Genomic DNA, 14,752 nt, shown 5'->3' with positions numbered 1-14,752 from the left:
CACCCCGGTGTATCTCGGCGGCGTGGCGCTCACAGCCCCGACACCGGTCATGGCTACGCGAAATGATTGACGCCCAGCCGGGCTCGAGGCCGTTATCAAGAGATGTGGCACCAGTGTCGTGCAGGTCAGGATGGTGCAAGGCCGTCGTTCTCGCCGAAGCGCCCGAGCGCTGGCGCAGGTAAGGCGAAGCCCATGCCGTTACGCACGAAACGTTCTTCCTCGAACACCCAGTGCAGCAGGTTGAGTAGCGAGTCCGGGTAGAGCTTGAGGCCCGCGCCTCCAATGCCTCCGTAGTAATTCCGGTGAAACATGGGAGTGACCATGTTCGCGAGGGCCATTCCATACTTCGATCCTGCGAGGGCTGCGGTCACTACGCCCGTCACAAGATCGGCCAGTTGGAGATGTGGATGCCGGTGAGACGGTGCAGTCAAGACGGGTATCACGATGGCTTCCGACTTCACGAATTCGGTGCCTATCGAGGTCAAGTCCGCTGTCTCACCTAACCAAGCATCCTCTGCACGGTGATCGCCGCCTGGCTTGTCAAAAACCAGAATCCCACGGTGCCCCTCATTTTGAAGCATCATCTCGACGCGTTCGAAGAGGAACCGAATCACCCATTGCTCCGCCGTCTGATTTCTCATCCCTAGTCCGGCGAGCTCGTCATCCCAGACAGCTGCAACCACCCTGCAACCGTGTGCGAGAGCGTCCGCAAGGATGGCCTCGCGGAGCGGAGCGATAATGCTGGTCTTTTTGTTCTTGCGGAACCAGTCGGTCTTCGAGTCAGGAGACCACTTCAGTTCGACTTCACGCGGCACATCGAACTCATCGAGGCGGGCGTTGAACGCTTCCGCGAAGGGACGCACTTTGTCCTCAGCGAACGCGACTGCGCCGAGGGTGATGAGATTCCCCATCGCCTCCCTGCGGCCCTTTTGCTTCGAATCGTCAACGAACACGACGTGCATTAGTCCCCCCAGGATCATCGAATGCCGCTCGTACCCTAGCGATCTTCCTTCCCTCTCAGCCCAGCGGCACTCTGCTAAGCGAAGGCGTCATCTCACACTGCCCGCCGTTCGCCGATGGCGTGCGGCTCCGACCGTCAGGTACCTCACGCGGCAACCGTCTCGTGCTGTAGGGAGGGCAGATGGGTGACGGTGGAGAACCGTACGCTGTTGACCGAGGGAGTCAACATGCTGGATGTGCTTACTACACGAGAGCTTGCCTCTCTGATCGTGATCGTTGCTACAGGCTTGATCTTTGTCGCGATCCCCAACGTGCGGCGGCAGATTCGCCCATCCCTCAGCGAACTGCTCCGCGCTGTCTTCAACATCACCATGCTGAAGGTCTTCATGGTCGTCGCAGGTGCAGCAGTCATCTCCACCGGCCTTGCGAGGAGCATCGGGCTGTGGGATTTGAACCTGCTCAAGGACTCCATCATCCTCACCACAACTGTGGTGTTTCCCCTTGCATACCGCTCGTTTAAAGCTGACTCAGGAGGACACCTCGCCTCTCGTCTCATGAAAGAGACGTTCGGGTTGTCCGTCCTACTCACGTTCTATCTAGACACAGCCCCCTTCCGCTCCTAGGCGAGCTTCTCCTTCAAGTCATCGTGCTTGTCCTGGTCGCTGCGTCGGTGGCAGTGGCCCGGCAAGGCAAGGACAGCGGTAGCAACTGGGCAACCAAAGGACTCGCCCTCATCGGGGCATCTCTATTCATTTGGACGTCGGTGAGCTTCGTTACGCAGCCACCGGACTGGGCAGATGTGATGCAGTCCCTGTTCTACGGATTCTGGCTACCGCTGTCGCTGTTTCCTTTCTTTTACTGGTTCGGATATTCCGTAGTCCTCCAAGAGGTGACCACCCGCATCAGCATCCGAGGGACGAAGCTCACACGTCGCAACGTGACTGGTCTCGCCCTGGGTTCTCAGGGCAGGCTGAGCATCTTGCAGAGATATCGCCCTCGTCATGATGAGTTCGCCCGTGACGGTACTTTGCGGGGGTCGCTCCTCGGGATGAGAGAAGTTCGGGCGGACATTCGGAAGACCGCTCAAGCCGAAGCGGATCGCCTCGCGGCACTGGAACGCAACGTCGGGCGGAACGAGCGAGACGCCGACGGCAGGCACCTTGATCGTCGTGAGTTTCGCGAAACGAAAGAACAGCTTGAGTGGTTGTGGGTCCTGCAAAACGGACAGTACGAAAGACGCGGCTCACAATATTGGGACGATGTGCCCGATGTTCTAATCGATGCCGCGGCTCACGGGCTGCCCGCCAATCACGGTGTGCACATCGAGACCGCTGACGCGTTCAAGGTATGGCGCGCCTGGCGAATCACACCTGGCGGTGGGGTGCTAGGCATCGGGGGTTCGGAGCATAGGAGCAAGTTCGTCTTCCAAGGCGACGCACCTCCAACCTCGTGGCCCGGAGAGGGCGAGGAGTGGTCAGCAGGGTTCATCCGCAAGCGCTGGCCACCGGATTGGAAGCAGTCGGACGATCCAATTCTGTAGACCCGTGTCGAGGGGGTACGCATCGGTCAAGGCAAAACGGCATCCGCCATTGAGTGTGTCTGAATGGAACCAGCATCGTGCACAACGAGGAGGAAACCCGTGGATTACCCAGAGGCCCTAGCTCTATGGATTCAGACGGCTGCCGTCGTGGTTGCCGTAGGCGCTTCAGTCGTTGCTCTAATCGTGTCGTGGCGAGATCGAGTGAACTCCCGTCGCATCGCCGCGGAGGATCGGCGTGCCAGTATCGAGCAAGCCAAACTCATGCTGGACCTGGAAATGATGATCCGCCTTCTCCAGAACCGAAACCGTGGTGGATCAAGTGATCCTCAGGAGCGGAAGGTCATGGGCGCGGAGGCATTGACCCTGGTTGGACTCCTTGGCCGAGACCTCGTGCCTGAGCAGTGGGATCGGCAGGTAGGTCATGACGAGGAGGGGTTTCAGAAGTTTCTTGAGGACCCCGACTGGCCGGAGTGGAAGAAAGACGCCATCGAAGTCCAGATCGCAATGGACCGCACAGTCGCTCGGATTCGGGCGCTGAGCGAGCGGCCATCCACTGCCTGAGGGCTCGAAAGGTTCAATGTCTCAGGCGCCCTTTACCTTCGAGCTTGTGGAAGAACGCAAGGTACCCGGAAGCGAGGCGTGGACGCTGCATAACGAGAACGGCGACATGCTCGGCAAGATCGAGCGGCGGCGGATCGGGCGCGGACACACGATCTTTTGGATGGCGTATGGGGTGCATCCGGACGACGGGCGGATGATTCCGCTCGAACTCAGCGCAGATCGGGAGGAGCGGGTGCGCAAGGTTCTTGAGTTCCGGGCTGATCCCAAACGTTTCCGCCATCACTTCGGATGGGGCTAGCTCCCGTCGTGCTCGGCCAAAGTTTTCTCGTACGCAGCACGCCCGAGTTGCACGGTCGGAATTTGGTTCGCCGTCTTCGGGCGGAGAACGGAGCTACCACTCCATGTCGCGATTGCAGCGCGTCCAGGGACAGCAGTCTCGGCCATCTCAAGCGCAGGCACGAGGTCCGTGTCTCGCGACGCGAGAATTACATAGTCCGATTTCTTGACGAGCACCGCGCGGAAGAAGGACAGCGCAAGCAGCACGTCGATGCCCTTTTCCTCGGCGCGAGAGTTCGGCCAGTCCCGCGGATAGCGAAGAGCACGGGTGTAGACGTTGACTCGACCACTAGTCCATAGGCGGTTCTGTCTGCTCACATGACCGTTGAGCGCACCCTCTTTGCGAGGATCAGGGAGTCCCCGAAACACATCTACACGGCGAATCTCAAGAGGCTGAGCGAACTTGTTTTGCCACTCGACTTCGACTTGCGCGGCGAAACGGTCGGGGTGCACAAGGTAGTCCTCGGGCGGCGTCCCGTGGGGCTCGAACACGTCTCCAGCGCTGAAATGGAGATTCTGATAGTCGATCAGGAGCCAGCCGGTGCTCAAAACGTCCCCCAAAGAAAAAGGCCCCGCCAGTCCCGTTAGGGAGGGCGGGGAGCAATGGTCTGACTCTAGCACCACGTGTATATGGGATGTACACCCCAATGCACGCCCGACTGGCGTACGGCTGTTCCGGCGTGAAGATACGTACGACAGGCGTGCGACCTCAGGACAACACCGCCGCCAGGGTGTGAGCGCTCGACCGCTCCAGCCGGTTCCGGGCACGGTTGTACCGCTGCGTGGTTCGGGGGTCGGCGTGACCTAGCGAATCCTGGAGTTCGGCAAGAGGCATACCGGCGTCGAGCGCCAGCGTGGCGTGCGTGTGGCGGAGGCTGTGCGGGCTGAGCGCCCCTTCAATACCCGCGCCCTTAGCGAGCCGCTGTACCGTGCGGAAGGCTTCAGAGGGCGCCCACGACTTCCCGGTGCGGGTAGTGAAGAGCAGGGCATCGGCGGCGCTCGCCGCATCCGCGGTGGTGACCTCAGTGCCATGAGCCGTCCCTGTTCCCAGGTAGCCGCCGAGCGCGTCGAGCACCTGTGCCGGAAGCACGAGCAGAGCCCGCTTACCGCCCTTCCGGGTCACGCTAAGTACCCTGTGGCCCCCACTGTGCTTGAGGTCGCTCACGCGCGCTCCTAGGGCCTCAGAGACGCGAGCGCCGGTGAAGAGGAGCAGCGCCACGAGCGCGTGCGAGCGTGCGGAATCTTCTTTCGCAGCTTCGAGCAGCGCCATTGCCTGTGCACGGGTGAGGCCCTGCGTCTCAGAGTGGTCTGCATCGATCTTGGGGCGCTTGACGCGAACGACGGGGTTGGACGTCGCCGCCCCCTCATCCTGCGCATAGCGGTAAAACGCGCTCAGCGCAGAGAGCTTGCGGGCCACCGTGGCAGCGGACTGCTCTTCGATGCTGAGCCGGTAGAGGTCAACGTGAGGGCGCTCAGCTGCGAACAAGTCGACCCCGTGACCGTCCAGGAACTCGAGAAATGCCGTCAGGTCACGGCGGTACGCGCGGCGGGTGTTGTCGCTGGTCAGCGATGCGAGCCAAGCTCCGGCGAGAGCCCCGTGGCGTGTTGTGTTGCTCGTGATGTCGGTGGCCTGGACGCTCGCGCTCATAAACACACGATAACTGACATTATCGTGTGGCTCAAGTCATGCAGCGACTGCGGTCGCGTTACGAGCCCGAGATTCGGAAATCTCGGCATCAGTGCAACGAAAAAGGGCCGGGCCCCAGCAGAGGCCCGGCCCCGGGGGCTGAGGGAAGGAGAACCCAGCCACCACCGCGGACCCGAAGAAAATCCGCGCTCGCGGGCCGCCGCATGTAGGGGACGGAAGCGGCCCGCAAGATTAGATACCCTGCTGACCCTCACTCTCCGCGATCAAATCGGCAAGGACAGCAATAGGCACGACCGCGACGAGTCCGCCACGGCCACCCGCAGCGACGTGGCGACGCACTACAACGGCGGAGAAGTCTGCCCCGTCGCGCGTAACCTCCGCGGCGGAAGCGATAACGCCGGACACTGCAAGGTCGGCACGAGCGTTGATGCTCCACCGTTTCAGTCCCAAGATGTCCGGACGCACGGCGTTCTGCTCAGCTTCGGCGAGTAGCTCGGAGAGTTGACGGTCTGAACGGGCACGGACGTGTGCCGGAGCCCCGAAGGACCGCAACACGTCGGCGATGCGCTGCCGAAACGCCATAGGGGCCATGGGGGCACTCATCGCACGACCTGCCCTAGCGTGCGGGAGGTGACCGCGGGGCCGTACACCCTGTTGACTTCGGCTCGCGCAGCAAGCTGCTCTTCAAGCGTGGGATGCGCCCATGCCTCCAGCCGCGCCTGCTCGCGCGCTGTAGCCCAAGCTGCGTCCCCAGCGATCCAAGTCGGCACCCCCTCCGGCCATGCGCCGCGAGCGATCTTTAGCGACGCGGAGCCCTTCGCCAGCTCGGTTTCGAACCAAGACTGTCCGAGGCGGTCCCGAGAGAATTCCAGAATCTCGGCGGTGAGGGTCAGGGTCTCGCCGCGGTCGAACACCCGGCTTTGGCGCTGACCCAAATAGACGGTGATGGAGCGGAGGAAGTGAATCTCCGCACCTTCTAGAGGATGCTTCTTATCAGTCATGAGAGGGCTCCTTGCGTAGGGTAGTTAGCGCGCCTAGGTGGGCGACGTAGGCATCTAGAGAGGCGGCCTCGGCTTCGAGTCCGACCGTGCGGAGTTCGGGCGCGAGTAGGGCGGCGAGGGCCGGACTGGACCGCGTGGCGGTGGCGACTGCTCGGGCTAGCTGCTCGGCGTACGCCAGCTCTCCCGCAATACTCAGGTCATCGATGCCAAGCCTGTTCATGAGGGTGGCGATGATGTCTGAGGAAGTAGACGCGGCCCGGATAACCGTCCCGCTCGCACCAGTGCGCAATGCGGCACTCCGAACCCGCTCAAGGTCACGGAGGTTCTCGCTGAGCTTTTCGATGAGGTCAGAAGGCGACAAATCGTCTACATCGAGTCCGTCGCGGAAGAGCGGCAGCGAGAGGTGGTTCCGGACATGGCGGCGGACGGCAGACTCACTGACTCGGGCTTCAGCCGCGATGTCCACAACGCGAGCACCCGCAACGAGTCGGGCGTCTACGTTGTCGCGGTTTGCGAGCCCGCAGAGAGCGCATGGCCTGGCCATTTCGAACTCCATTCGATTCCGAGTAGAACGACTTATTCTCTACTACTACCTCTACTAGTACTATCGGCTTTCGGATTCCGGAAAAGTCGCTATATCGGCGCCATCCGGTCACGAACTCGTAACGGTCTCACTAGACTCCACATTCGCAATTCTGAGCAGCGCGTTCTTCTTGAGGCATCCACCTGCACCCCGGGTAACTACCCTCCGTTGTATAAGAAGATCCTCCAACTCACGCCATCGCTCAGCCGCATCGGCCTCTCCGGCTATGAAGGCGGCAAGGATGTCACCCGGGGACTGCGATGCGCCCTTGGCGGGCTTGAACCAGCCCTTGGACGCATAAGCCACCGCTGTCCGGGCATCCCTGTAGCTCCGGGCGTCCTGGCCGCTCTGCGAGGCTCCCACGCCCTCATGCTCCGCAGCGGCGAGCCAGTGCCGGATAGCCGCCTCGAGGAAGGCGTGGTTGGCTGCATCGGGCATCACCACAAAGTGGTCGTGCACGTGCCATCCGGCGTCCGTCATCGTAATTTCTGAATTTCGCGTCCAGCCTTGAGTTCGACTCGACAGCCATGATTTGCGCTGGAATCTTGCACGTACTCGCGATTGGTTATCCCATGCTTCAGCAAGGCTCGCCGAGCTCGCTGTAGTGAGGGTAAGCAGCAACGCGGGAGCGTTAGCTACATCACTGCCGTGGATGCCCCGTCGCGCCTTGGCCGCAAGGCGTCTAGCGCAGAAGGGGCACAGGGCGCATCTGCAGGGAAACCTGTCACTACACCGCTTGAGTCCCTGGAGTGTACTTTGCTCGAATAGGAAGTTCTGAAGCTCCCTGGTTAGCTGCAGTACAGGCTTAGGGGTATAACGAGTTCTGTCTTGATAATGAACAGGCTGGCCATAGAAGGATGCGGCCCAGTTAGCCCTAGATTCCGAGATAGACACGAATGCTCCGCGCGTACTGCAAGAGCCCATGTGCTAACTACACATGCCGTCCCAAAATTTGGGATTCCACCGTACAGAAGATTGGCCCACCAGGATGGTCCCGGCTTGAGAAGAGTACCTGGCAAGTACCAAATAGAGAAGCCCCCGAGCTCCACCAACCTGTGGCGACGCTCGAGGGCAGGCGTGTTTTGAAGTAAATACGCCTTACTTATGACGGGTTGGCGCGATGCCTTTCGATGGCCTCGAGCACTTCTGCTGTGAGTTTTGAGGACAGCCCGGACGCCGCTCCCTTCGCCAGGTTGTAGAGTTCCCGGAAGGAGTCATTCAGGTTCTCGAGGAAGTCTGCCGAGACAATCTCTAAGATCGGTCGCGAAGGTGTATCTTCCGAGAAGATTTGGAACCTGAAGGGCGAGAGACCGTCTTCATCACGAGATTTGATGTAGTAACCAAATTTTCCTGTTCGAGCGGTGTACTCTGTTGGCTCGATGGAGTCCTCCCAGTGCATCTCCCCTGAGCGAGTCTCACTGATCAGAGCGGCGAGAACCGAACCAACGTTTTCTTCTGTTGTTGCCACTTTCGGTCCCCTTCTGAAGAGTAGCTGAGAAACTTGCTGCTTCTAGAACTACTTTATCGATGCTTTGCCTTGCGGCGCGAACGGTTGGGATGATGTTGACTTTGGGCTTATCGTAAAGCTTCTGCTTCGCGTCACGGCAGGCTTCAACGCTCTCATTGATCAGGCCGACGAGAACAACGCCTTCATACACTGGGCTTGACGTGAGGTGTCCGTGAACCCTCTGGGCCCGACGCGCGTACTTTGCCAGCGCGATGCCAACTTTATCCGCGTCCTCGGATTTCACTGCAGAGTGAACAGCGTCTTCTAGAGCCTCAAGCTCCGGAAGCAGTACGAGCAAGTCGTTAGCGAGCAGCCTCGCACCGAGGAGGCGGGTGGACTCGACCGTCGCGTCCGCTGTGCGCACCAATTGCCATATGGCAATCCCGAACCCCAAAATCGCGACGAAGAGTTGTCCCGCGCCGAAATAATCCGCCGGATTCCACATCGCTATCGTTCGCCCCCAACCACCCGTGAAGCCTAGCCTGCGCCCGAGCCTCCATACACCTGCCTGTCATATGTGCTAGCCAATTTCAGACCAGCCGGGCACGTCGCCACGATCGTCGGCGGCGCGGCGGTGCACCGCGGCCGCGGCGAGCGCGGCTCGCGTTCGAAGGGTTCGCATGGTCGTTCCTCTCGTCGTGGTCGGTCGATCCGTGGTCGTGCGGCGCGAAGCGGTCGTGCGGCGCGAAGCGGTCGCTCGGCTCCCGGCCGCCTTCGTGGCCGCGGGCGCCGTGCCGGCCCGTCCCCGCATCCGCTCCCCCATCTCAGAAGCCCATCTGCAGCACGGCGAGGCCCGGGTACATCGCGAACACGACCGTGATGGGCAGGATGAGGAAGACGAGCGGCACGAGCATCGCGACCTCCTTGCGCCCGGCCGACTCGAGCAGCTCGCGCTTGCCGAGCTCGCGGGCGTCGTCGGCATGGGCGCGGAGCACCTCGATGAGCGGGGTGCCGCGCTCGAGGGCGACGACGAGCTGGTCGATGCAACGCTCCAGCACGGGCAGGCGCAGTCGGGCGCTCAGCTCGAGCAGGGCCTCGCTCAGCGGGCGACCGGCGGCGTGCTCGGCGAGGGCTCGGGAGAACTCGGCGGCCAGCTCGCCGCGGCCGACGCGGGCGAGGCGGCGCAGCGCATCCAGCACCCCCTCGCCCGCGGAGAGGCTGAGGGTGAGGAACTCGAGCGTCGTGGGCAGCTCCTCGGCCAGCCGGTCGAGGCGTGCGCGCGCCGCACGCGCCAGCAGCTGCTCCCGCACCAGCAGCGCGACGACGGCGCCGAGCGGGCTGAGGCCGAACGGCAGCAGGGGCGAGGCGCCGGCGGAGGCGAGCAGCAGGATGCCGAGCACGGCCCCGCCCACCCCGCCGCCGATGACGCAGAGCAGCTGCTGCGACCGGTAGGCGCGCAGGTCGAGGGAGCTGCCGGATTGGCTGAGCCGCCGAGCGATGGTCTCACCGCCGCCGAGCACCCGGTCGAGCAGGGTGCGACCGGCGTCGGCGATGGGCGCGAGCAGGAACCCGAGCACGGGCAGCGGGTCGGCGGGACGCCGTGCGAGCAGGCGGCGCGCCTCGGGCGACACGTCGACCACCGCCGGCGCGACCCGCAGCAGCAGGCGGGGCCGCGCAGCGGCGGCGCTAGGGAGGCGAGCGACCACGTCCCGAGCCCGAGGCCGATGCCGCAGAGCACCGCGAGCGCGAGCGGCAGCGTCATCGGAACCACCGCCGCTCCTCCGGCAGCCGTCCGAGACCGCGCATCACCCGGTACGCCAGCAGCGAGACGCCGACGCCGCCGACGATCACCGCGGCGCCCGTCGGGGTGTCGTAGGCCGCCGCGGCCTCGGGTCGGGAGACGAGCATGACGAGCACGATCCACGGCGCGGCGACGCCGAGCCGGGCGGCGTTGACGAGCCAGCCCTGCCGAGCCTCCAGTTCGCGGCGCACCGCAGCCTCGGCGCGCAGGGCGGCGGCGAGGCCGCGCAGCACGCTGGTCAGCTCGGTGCCGCCGACCTCGCGCGCCATGCGCAGCGTCTCGAGGATGCGGTCCGCGACGGGGTCCGCGAGCCGCGCCTTCGCGTCGTCGAGGCAACGGCCGACATCGCCGGTCGTCTCGTAGTCGTCGGCGAAGCGGATGAACACCGGCCGTACGGGCTCCGGCGCCACGTCGCCGAGACGCGCGATCGCCTCGGGCAGCGTGCTGCCCGCGCGTACCGCGGAGACGAGCAGGTCGACCACGTCGGGCCAGTGCTCACGGCCGGAGCGCCGCCGGCTGCGCGCCCGCGAGCCGAGCAGCAGGAAGGGCAGCACGAGCGCCACGGCGCCGAGCACGAGGCCCAGCGCGGGCACCGGCAGCAGCGCGGCGCCCAGCACCGTCGTGGCGAGGGCGACGAGCAGCACGACCAGCAGGAAGACCGGGGCGGAGACGGAGGCGAGGCCCGCCTGCACGAGGCGGTCGCGGAGCAGGCGCAGCGGGCCGGGTTCGCGGCGGCGCTCGCGCGTCGCGCGCGGCCAGAGCTTCGGCGCCGCGAGCAGCAGCACACCGGCGCCGAGCAGCGCCCCCAGCAGGATCGGCCCGGTCACCGGGTCACCGCCCGGGCCGGCGATGCAGCGGGGGACGGCGCCGCATCCGCTTCGTAGACCGTGCGCACCGCGATCGTCGCCCCCTCGACGCCCATCGGCGCGACGACCTCGCGGATGCGGCGCCGCCCGTCCGGGAGCAGCTCGCAGTGCACGACGAGGTCGAGGCTGGCGGCCACGGTCGGCAGGATGAAGCCGGCGTCGATGTTGCGCCCGGCCAGCAGCGGCAGCGTGCAGAGCTTGGCGAGGGCATCGCGGGCGCTGTTGGCGTGCAGCGTGCACATGCCGGGCAGGCCGGCGTTGAGCGCGAGCAGCAGGTCGAGCGCCTCGGCGTCGCGCACCTCGCCCACGACGATGCGGTCGGGCCGCATGCGCAGCGCCTCCTTGACGAGGCGGCGCAACGTCACCTCGCCGGTGCCCTCGAGGCTCGGCTGCCGGCACTGCATGGCCACGACGTCGCGGGCCTCGATCGCGAGCTCGAAGGTCTCCTCGACCGTGACGATGCGATCGCTCGGCGCGCTCTCGCCGAGCAGCGCCGCCAGCGTCGTCGTCTTGCCGGCCTGCGTCGCGCCGGTGACCAGGATGCTGCGCCCGGCGCGCACCGCGTCGCGCAGCACCTCGGCGAGCGCCGCGTCGAGCGACCCGAGCTCGACGAGCCGCTGCAGCGAGCGGATGCGCTGCGGGAAGCGGCGGATGTTGACGGACCACTCGCGCGTGATGTCCGGGATCGTGACGTGGAGCCGCGAGCCGTCCGGCAGCGACGCGTCCACGAACGGGCTCGAGAGGTCGACGCGGCGACCGGAGGTCTGCAGCATCCGCTCGACGAGGTCGCGGATCTCGATCTGCGAGAGCCGGATGCCGGTGGACTCGGAGACGCCGTTCCTCGCGGCGAAGACCTTGTCGACGCCGTTGATCCAGATCTCCTCGACCGAGGGGTCGTCGAACAGCGGCTGCAGCGGTCCGTGGCCGGTCAGCTGGGCGAGCACCTGCCGCGCGGTGCCGGGCTCGTCGCCGAGCAGCGGGCCGTCGCCGGCGAGCGCGCGCTCCGCGTAGCGGCGCACCTCCTCGCGCACGAGGGAGCCCGCGGCCTCCGGACGGACGGCGAGATCGACGCCGTCGCGTCGCAGGCGCTCGCGCACCCGATCGGTGATGACGGCGACGGCGGTGGGCATGCGGTCATGGTCGTTCGCCGCGGATCGGCGGGCCTGCGTTATCCACAGGGCGCAGTGTTCTCCACCGTCCGGCGCTCCGAGCGTCCGCACATCCGCCGCTGGCTACTCTCGTCTCCCGGGGGTCGATGTCATGTCCCCCCGGCGTCGGCCCCCACCCTCGTTCATCCGCTGATCAGCGTCGATGCGTAGCGTTCGGGCATGACCGTCGTAGCGTGGCGCGGCACCGATCCCGCGAGCATCGAGCGTCTGGCGCTCCGCAGCGAACCGGAGCGGATCCGGGCCGAGTCCACGCTCGAGTCCGGCGGTCGGCGCATCCGCTACAGCCTCGAGCTGTCGCCCCTGTGGTGGTTCCGCAGCCTGCTGCTGCGCCACGGCGAGCGGGAGCTGCGACTGGAGCGCTCGCACTGCACCTGGCGGGTCGACGGCGAGCGCCGCGACGATCTGGCGGCGGCCGTCGACATCGACCTGGCCCTGTCGCCGTTCACCAACACGCTGCCGATCCGGCGGCTGCGGCTGCCCGTCGGGGCGAGCGCCGAGATCGTCACCGCCTACGTCTCCCCCGACCTCGCCGTGCAACCCGACGGGCAGCGGTACACCCGCCTCGATGCCCGCCGCTACCGGTACGAGGCGCTCGACGGGGGCTTCGAGCGCGAGATCGAGGTCGACGACGAGGGGCTCGTCGTGGACTACCCGGGGCTGTTCGAGCGAGCCTAGGCTCATCCCGTGCCCCGCATCCGCCCGCTCGCCGCCGTCGCCGTCACGGCCCTGCTGCTGAGCGGATGCGCCGCGCAGCCGGACGACGGCTTCCCCGCCGGCGCGGCCCCCGACTACCAGCTCGGCGGCGCCTACGACCCCGACCCCGCGGTCGGTATCGTCGGCCGCGACCGGTCCGCGGAACCCGCGGAGGGCGCCTACTCGGTCTGCTACGTCAACGGCTTCCAGACCCAGCCCGGCGAGCTCGAGCAGTGGCCCGACGAGCTGCTGCTGCAGCGGGACGGCGAGACCGTCTTCGACCCCGACTGGCCGGACGAGGCGCTGCTCGACACGAGCACGGCCGAGGGCCGCGACGCGATCGTCGACCTCGTCGGCCCGTGGATCGAGGGCTGCGCCGAGGACGGCTTCGACGCGGTCGAGTTCGACAACCTCGACACGTTCACGCGCTCGGACGACGCGCTGACCGTGGACGACAACCTGGCGCTCGCATCCGCCCTCGTCGACATCGCGCACGGCGCGGGGCTCGCCGCGGGCCAGAAGAACGCGGCGGAGCTGACCGAGCGGATGCACGACGAGGCCGGCTTCGACTTCGCCGTCGTCGAGGAGTGCGCGGCCTTCGACGAGTGCCGTGCCTACACCGACGTCTACGGCGACGCGGTCATCGACATCGAGTACACGGATGCGCTGCCGCGCCCTTCGAGGAGATCTGCGACGATCCGGCCACGCCGGCCTCGGTGGTGCTGCGCGATCGCGATCTCACGGTGCCCGGCGACCCGGCGCACGTGTTCCAGCTCTGCGGCTGAGGCGGGCCGGGAGGACGCTGGCGGGCGACGGCCCGACTGGTCCGGGGCGCCGTCCTGCGTCATCCCGCGGTCGGACGAGGCTGCACGGCGCCCGCGGATACACTGGGCACACCCGCGGGAGTGGTGGAATCGGCAGACACGCAGGATTTAGGTTCCTGTGCTCCAGGGCGTGAGGGTTCGAGTCCCTCCTTCCGCACCGATCGAACCTCCCCGCATCCGCTCGCCGCGATGGCGGAGGAGGCCCGCACACCCTGCCGCGGCTTCGTGGCCCCGCATCAGGAGACCCCCGTGGAGACGCTCGCCGCAGGCCTGTTCGACGTGGAGGGCCTGATCTCCGGCGCCGGCACCTGGGGCCTGCTCGTCGTGTGCGCCATCGTGTTCGTCGAGACCGGGCTGCTCATCGGCTTCCTGCTGCCGGGCGACACCCTGCTGCTGGTGACGGGGGTGCTCACCTTCCAGGGCACGATTCCGCAGCCCGTGTGGCTGGTGTGCCTGGCCGTCTTCGCCGCAGCGGTGCTCGGCGACCAGCTGGGGTACCTGATCGGCGTCAAGAGCGGCCCGGCGATCTTCGAGCGCAAGTCGAGCGGCTTCTTCTCGCGCCGCAGCGTCGAGCGCACCAACGCCTTCTTCGAGCGATACGGGGGCCTCGCGGTCACGATCGCGCGCTTCGTGCCGGTTGCCCGCACCATCGCGCCGGTCGCCGCGGGCGTCGGCCGGATGCCGTACCGCAAGTTCCTCTTCTTCAACGTGCTGGGCGCACTGGTCTGGGGCGTCGGGCTCGTCATGGTCGGCTGGGGCGTGGCCCATATCCCCGGAGTCGCGGACCTCGTCACGCACTACATCGAGTACGTGCTCATCGGGCTGGTCGTCATCGTCGTGGCGAGCATGGTCGTGCACTGGCTGAAGGAGCGGCGCGAGCGCCAGGAGGAGGAGGATGCCGGGGCGCCCGGCGCCGAGTCGGCGCCGACCGGTGCGCCCGGGGGTCCCGGCACCGAGTCGGGGGCGATCGGTGCGCCCGCTGCGCCCGGCACCGGGTCGGAGTCGACCGGTGCGCCGCATAGGTCGCCGTCGATCGAGCACGGCTCGCTCGACGAGCACGGCCCGGAGCCGCGACGCCGCGGCTGACGCGCCACCTCGGCTGACGCGATGCCGCGGCAGCGCGCCGACGCGCTGTGGCCACCACGGCCGCGCCTCCCCGTGAAGGAGTACGCGAACGTCCCAGTCGTAGCGGCATCCGTACGACCGTGTCGCACCGGTACTGCATGACACGGGCACTGCATGACACCGGCGCTGCACGACACGGGCACTGCATGACACGGGCACTGCATGACACGGGCACTGTATGACGCGGGCGCTGTATGA

The 14,752-nt window shown here is 66.1% G+C and carries 18 protein-coding genes and 1 tRNA gene; 8 read left to right on the top strand and 11 right to left on the bottom strand.

Features of this window, described 5'->3' with window-relative positions:
- Nucleotides 1-125: 125 nt before the first annotated feature.
- Nucleotides 126-962, bottom strand: coding sequence for a DUF3800 domain-containing protein (locus QQK26_RS00265; RefSeq protein WP_284228869.1), 837 nt, complete (start codon nt 960-962; stop codon nt 126-128).
- Between the two features lie 183 nt (nt 963-1,145).
- On the opposite strand from QQK26_RS00265, the gene QQK26_RS00260 reads away from it, so the two are divergent.
- The 4 genes from QQK26_RS00260 to QQK26_RS00245 all read left to right on the top strand — a co-directional run bounded on the left by QQK26_RS00260 (nt 1,146) and on the right by QQK26_RS00245 (nt 3,359).
- A complete protein-coding gene (locus tag QQK26_RS00260) occupies nt 1,146-1,583 on the top strand; it encodes a hypothetical protein (RefSeq protein ID WP_284228867.1) in 438 nt (145 codons plus the stop codon).
- Between the two features lie 23 nt (nt 1,584-1,606).
- Complete coding sequence (locus QQK26_RS00255) at nt 1,607-2,500, top strand: hypothetical protein (protein ID WP_284228866.1); 894 nt, start codon at nt 1,607-1,609, stop codon at nt 2,498-2,500.
- Between the two features lie 99 nt (nt 2,501-2,599).
- Nucleotides 2,600-3,061: a hypothetical protein gene (locus QQK26_RS00250; RefSeq protein WP_284228864.1), complete on the top strand. Its 462-nt coding sequence runs from the start codon at nt 2,600-2,602 to the stop codon at nt 3,059-3,061.
- Nucleotides 3,062-3,077: 16 nt separating this feature from the next.
- Nucleotides 3,078-3,359 carry a hypothetical protein gene (locus QQK26_RS00245; protein WP_284228862.1) on the top strand — a complete coding sequence of 94 codons (282 nt, stop codon included), beginning with the start codon at nt 3,078-3,080 and terminating at the stop codon, nt 3,357-3,359.
- Here the strand turns inward: QQK26_RS00245 and QQK26_RS00240 are convergent.
- The 10 genes from QQK26_RS00240 to QQK26_RS00195 all read right to left on the bottom strand — a co-directional run bounded on the left by QQK26_RS00240 (nt 3,356) and on the right by QQK26_RS00195 (nt 11,873).
- The gene (locus QQK26_RS00240; RefSeq protein ID WP_284228859.1) at nt 3,356-3,946 is read right to left on the bottom strand and encodes a PIN domain-containing protein; all 591 of its coding nucleotides are present in this window, start codon (nt 3,944-3,946) and stop codon (nt 3,356-3,358) included. The two genes, QQK26_RS00245 and QQK26_RS00240, sit on opposite strands and share 4 nt — an antisense overlap.
- A gap of 160 nt (nt 3,947-4,106) precedes the next feature.
- Nucleotides 4,107-5,045: a tyrosine-type recombinase/integrase gene (locus QQK26_RS00235; RefSeq protein WP_284228857.1), complete on the bottom strand. Its 939-nt coding sequence runs from the start codon at nt 5,043-5,045 to the stop codon at nt 4,107-4,109.
- A gap of 599 nt (nt 5,046-5,644) precedes the next feature.
- The gene (locus tag QQK26_RS00230) at nt 5,645-6,046 is read right to left on the bottom strand and encodes a hypothetical protein (RefSeq protein ID WP_284228855.1); all 402 of its coding nucleotides are present in this window, start codon (nt 6,044-6,046) and stop codon (nt 5,645-5,647) included.
- Nucleotides 6,039-6,602, bottom strand: coding sequence for a hypothetical protein (locus tag QQK26_RS00225; RefSeq protein WP_284228852.1), 564 nt, complete (start codon nt 6,600-6,602; stop codon nt 6,039-6,041). The genes QQK26_RS00230 and QQK26_RS00225 overlap by 8 nt, the downstream gene beginning before the upstream one ends.
- Before the next feature lie 96 nt (nt 6,603-6,698).
- Nucleotides 6,699-7,109: a hypothetical protein gene (locus tag QQK26_RS00220; RefSeq protein ID WP_284228850.1), complete on the bottom strand. Its 411-nt coding sequence runs from the start codon at nt 7,107-7,109 to the stop codon at nt 6,699-6,701.
- Nucleotides 7,110-7,731: 622 nt separating this feature from the next.
- Nucleotides 7,732-8,028: a hypothetical protein gene (locus tag QQK26_RS00215; protein WP_284228848.1), complete on the bottom strand. Its 297-nt coding sequence runs from the start codon at nt 8,026-8,028 to the stop codon at nt 7,732-7,734.
- A 16-nt stretch (nt 8,029-8,044) separates the two neighbouring features.
- Nucleotides 8,045-8,581: a hypothetical protein gene (locus tag QQK26_RS00210; protein ID WP_284228846.1), complete on the bottom strand. Its 537-nt coding sequence runs from the start codon at nt 8,579-8,581 to the stop codon at nt 8,045-8,047.
- A 319-nt stretch (nt 8,582-8,900) separates the two neighbouring features.
- Entirely contained in the window at nt 8,901-9,782 is an 882-nt protein-coding gene (locus tag QQK26_RS00205) for a type II secretion system F family protein (RefSeq protein WP_284228844.1), read from the bottom strand.
- 52 nt (nt 9,783-9,834) lie between these two features.
- On the bottom strand, nt 9,835-10,704 hold the full coding sequence (locus tag QQK26_RS00200) for a type II secretion system F family protein (protein ID WP_284228842.1): 870 nt from the start codon (nt 10,702-10,704) through the stop codon (nt 9,835-9,837).
- On the bottom strand, nt 10,701-11,873 hold the full coding sequence (locus QQK26_RS00195) for a TadA family conjugal transfer-associated ATPase (RefSeq protein ID WP_284228840.1): 1,173 nt from the start codon (nt 11,871-11,873) through the stop codon (nt 10,701-10,703). Before QQK26_RS00195 ends, QQK26_RS00200 begins: the two co-directional genes overlap by 4 nt.
- A gap of 198 nt (nt 11,874-12,071) precedes the next feature.
- On the opposite strand from QQK26_RS00195, the gene QQK26_RS00190 reads away from it, so the two are divergent.
- From QQK26_RS00190 to QQK26_RS00175, 4 genes are all read left to right on the top strand, one after another.
- Complete coding sequence (locus tag QQK26_RS00190; protein ID WP_284228838.1) at nt 12,072-12,587, top strand: putative glycolipid-binding domain-containing protein; 516 nt, start codon at nt 12,072-12,074, stop codon at nt 12,585-12,587.
- A 9-nt stretch (nt 12,588-12,596) separates the two neighbouring features.
- Complete coding sequence (locus QQK26_RS00185) at nt 12,597-13,541, top strand: endo alpha-1,4 polygalactosaminidase (protein WP_348519969.1); 945 nt, start codon at nt 12,597-12,599, stop codon at nt 13,539-13,541.
- A tRNA-Leu gene (locus tag QQK26_RS00180) sits at nt 13,505-13,586 on the top strand. Before QQK26_RS00185 ends, QQK26_RS00180 begins: the two co-directional genes overlap by 37 nt.
- A 32-nt stretch (nt 13,587-13,618) precedes the next feature.
- The gene (locus QQK26_RS00175) at nt 13,619-14,515 is read left to right on the top strand and encodes a DedA family protein (protein ID WP_284228835.1); all 897 of its coding nucleotides are present in this window, start codon (nt 13,619-13,621) and stop codon (nt 14,513-14,515) included.
- The last annotated feature ends 237 nt before the right edge of the window (nt 14,516-14,752 follow it).

Source organism: Arenivirga flava (genome assembly GCF_030161575.1).
In the GTDB taxonomy this organism is placed as follows: domain Bacteria; phylum Actinomycetota; class Actinomycetes; order Actinomycetales; family Microbacteriaceae; genus Arenivirga; species Arenivirga flava.
This window is presented reverse-complemented; position numbering and strand designations above follow the sequence as displayed.

Coding starts and splice junctions, on each gene's coding strand:
- QQK26_RS00210 (WP_284228846.1), bottom strand. CDS start 8,581: ATGTGGAATCCGGCGGATTATTTCGGCGCGGGACAACTCTTCGTCGCG.
- QQK26_RS00175 (WP_284228835.1), top strand. CDS start 13,619: ATGGCGGAGGAGGCCCGCACACCCTGCCGCGGCTTCGTGGCCCCGCAT.
- QQK26_RS00190 (WP_284228838.1), top strand. CDS start 12,072: ATGACCGTCGTAGCGTGGCGCGGCACCGATCCCGCGAGCATCGAGCGT.
- QQK26_RS00265 (WP_284228869.1), bottom strand. CDS start 962: ATGCACGTCGTGTTCGTTGACGATTCGAAGCAAAAGGGCCGCAGGGAG.
- QQK26_RS00225 (WP_284228852.1), bottom strand. CDS start 6,602: ATGGAGTTCGAAATGGCCAGGCCATGCGCTCTCTGCGGGCTCGCAAAC.
- QQK26_RS00235 (WP_284228857.1), bottom strand. CDS start 5,045: ATGAGCGCGAGCGTCCAGGCCACCGACATCACGAGCAACACAACACGC.
- QQK26_RS00220 (WP_284228850.1), bottom strand. CDS start 7,109: ATGACGGACGCCGGATGGCACGTGCACGACCACTTTGTGGTGATGCCC.
- QQK26_RS00195 (WP_284228840.1), bottom strand. CDS start 11,873: ATGCCCACCGCCGTCGCCGTCATCACCGATCGGGTGCGCGAGCGCCTG.
- QQK26_RS00245 (WP_284228862.1), top strand. CDS start 3,078: ATGTCTCAGGCGCCCTTTACCTTCGAGCTTGTGGAAGAACGCAAGGTA.
- QQK26_RS00230 (WP_284228855.1), bottom strand. CDS start 6,046: ATGACTGATAAGAAGCATCCTCTAGAAGGTGCGGAGATTCACTTCCTC.
- QQK26_RS00215 (WP_284228848.1), bottom strand. CDS start 8,028: ATGCACTGGGAGGACTCCATCGAGCCAACAGAGTACACCGCTCGAACA.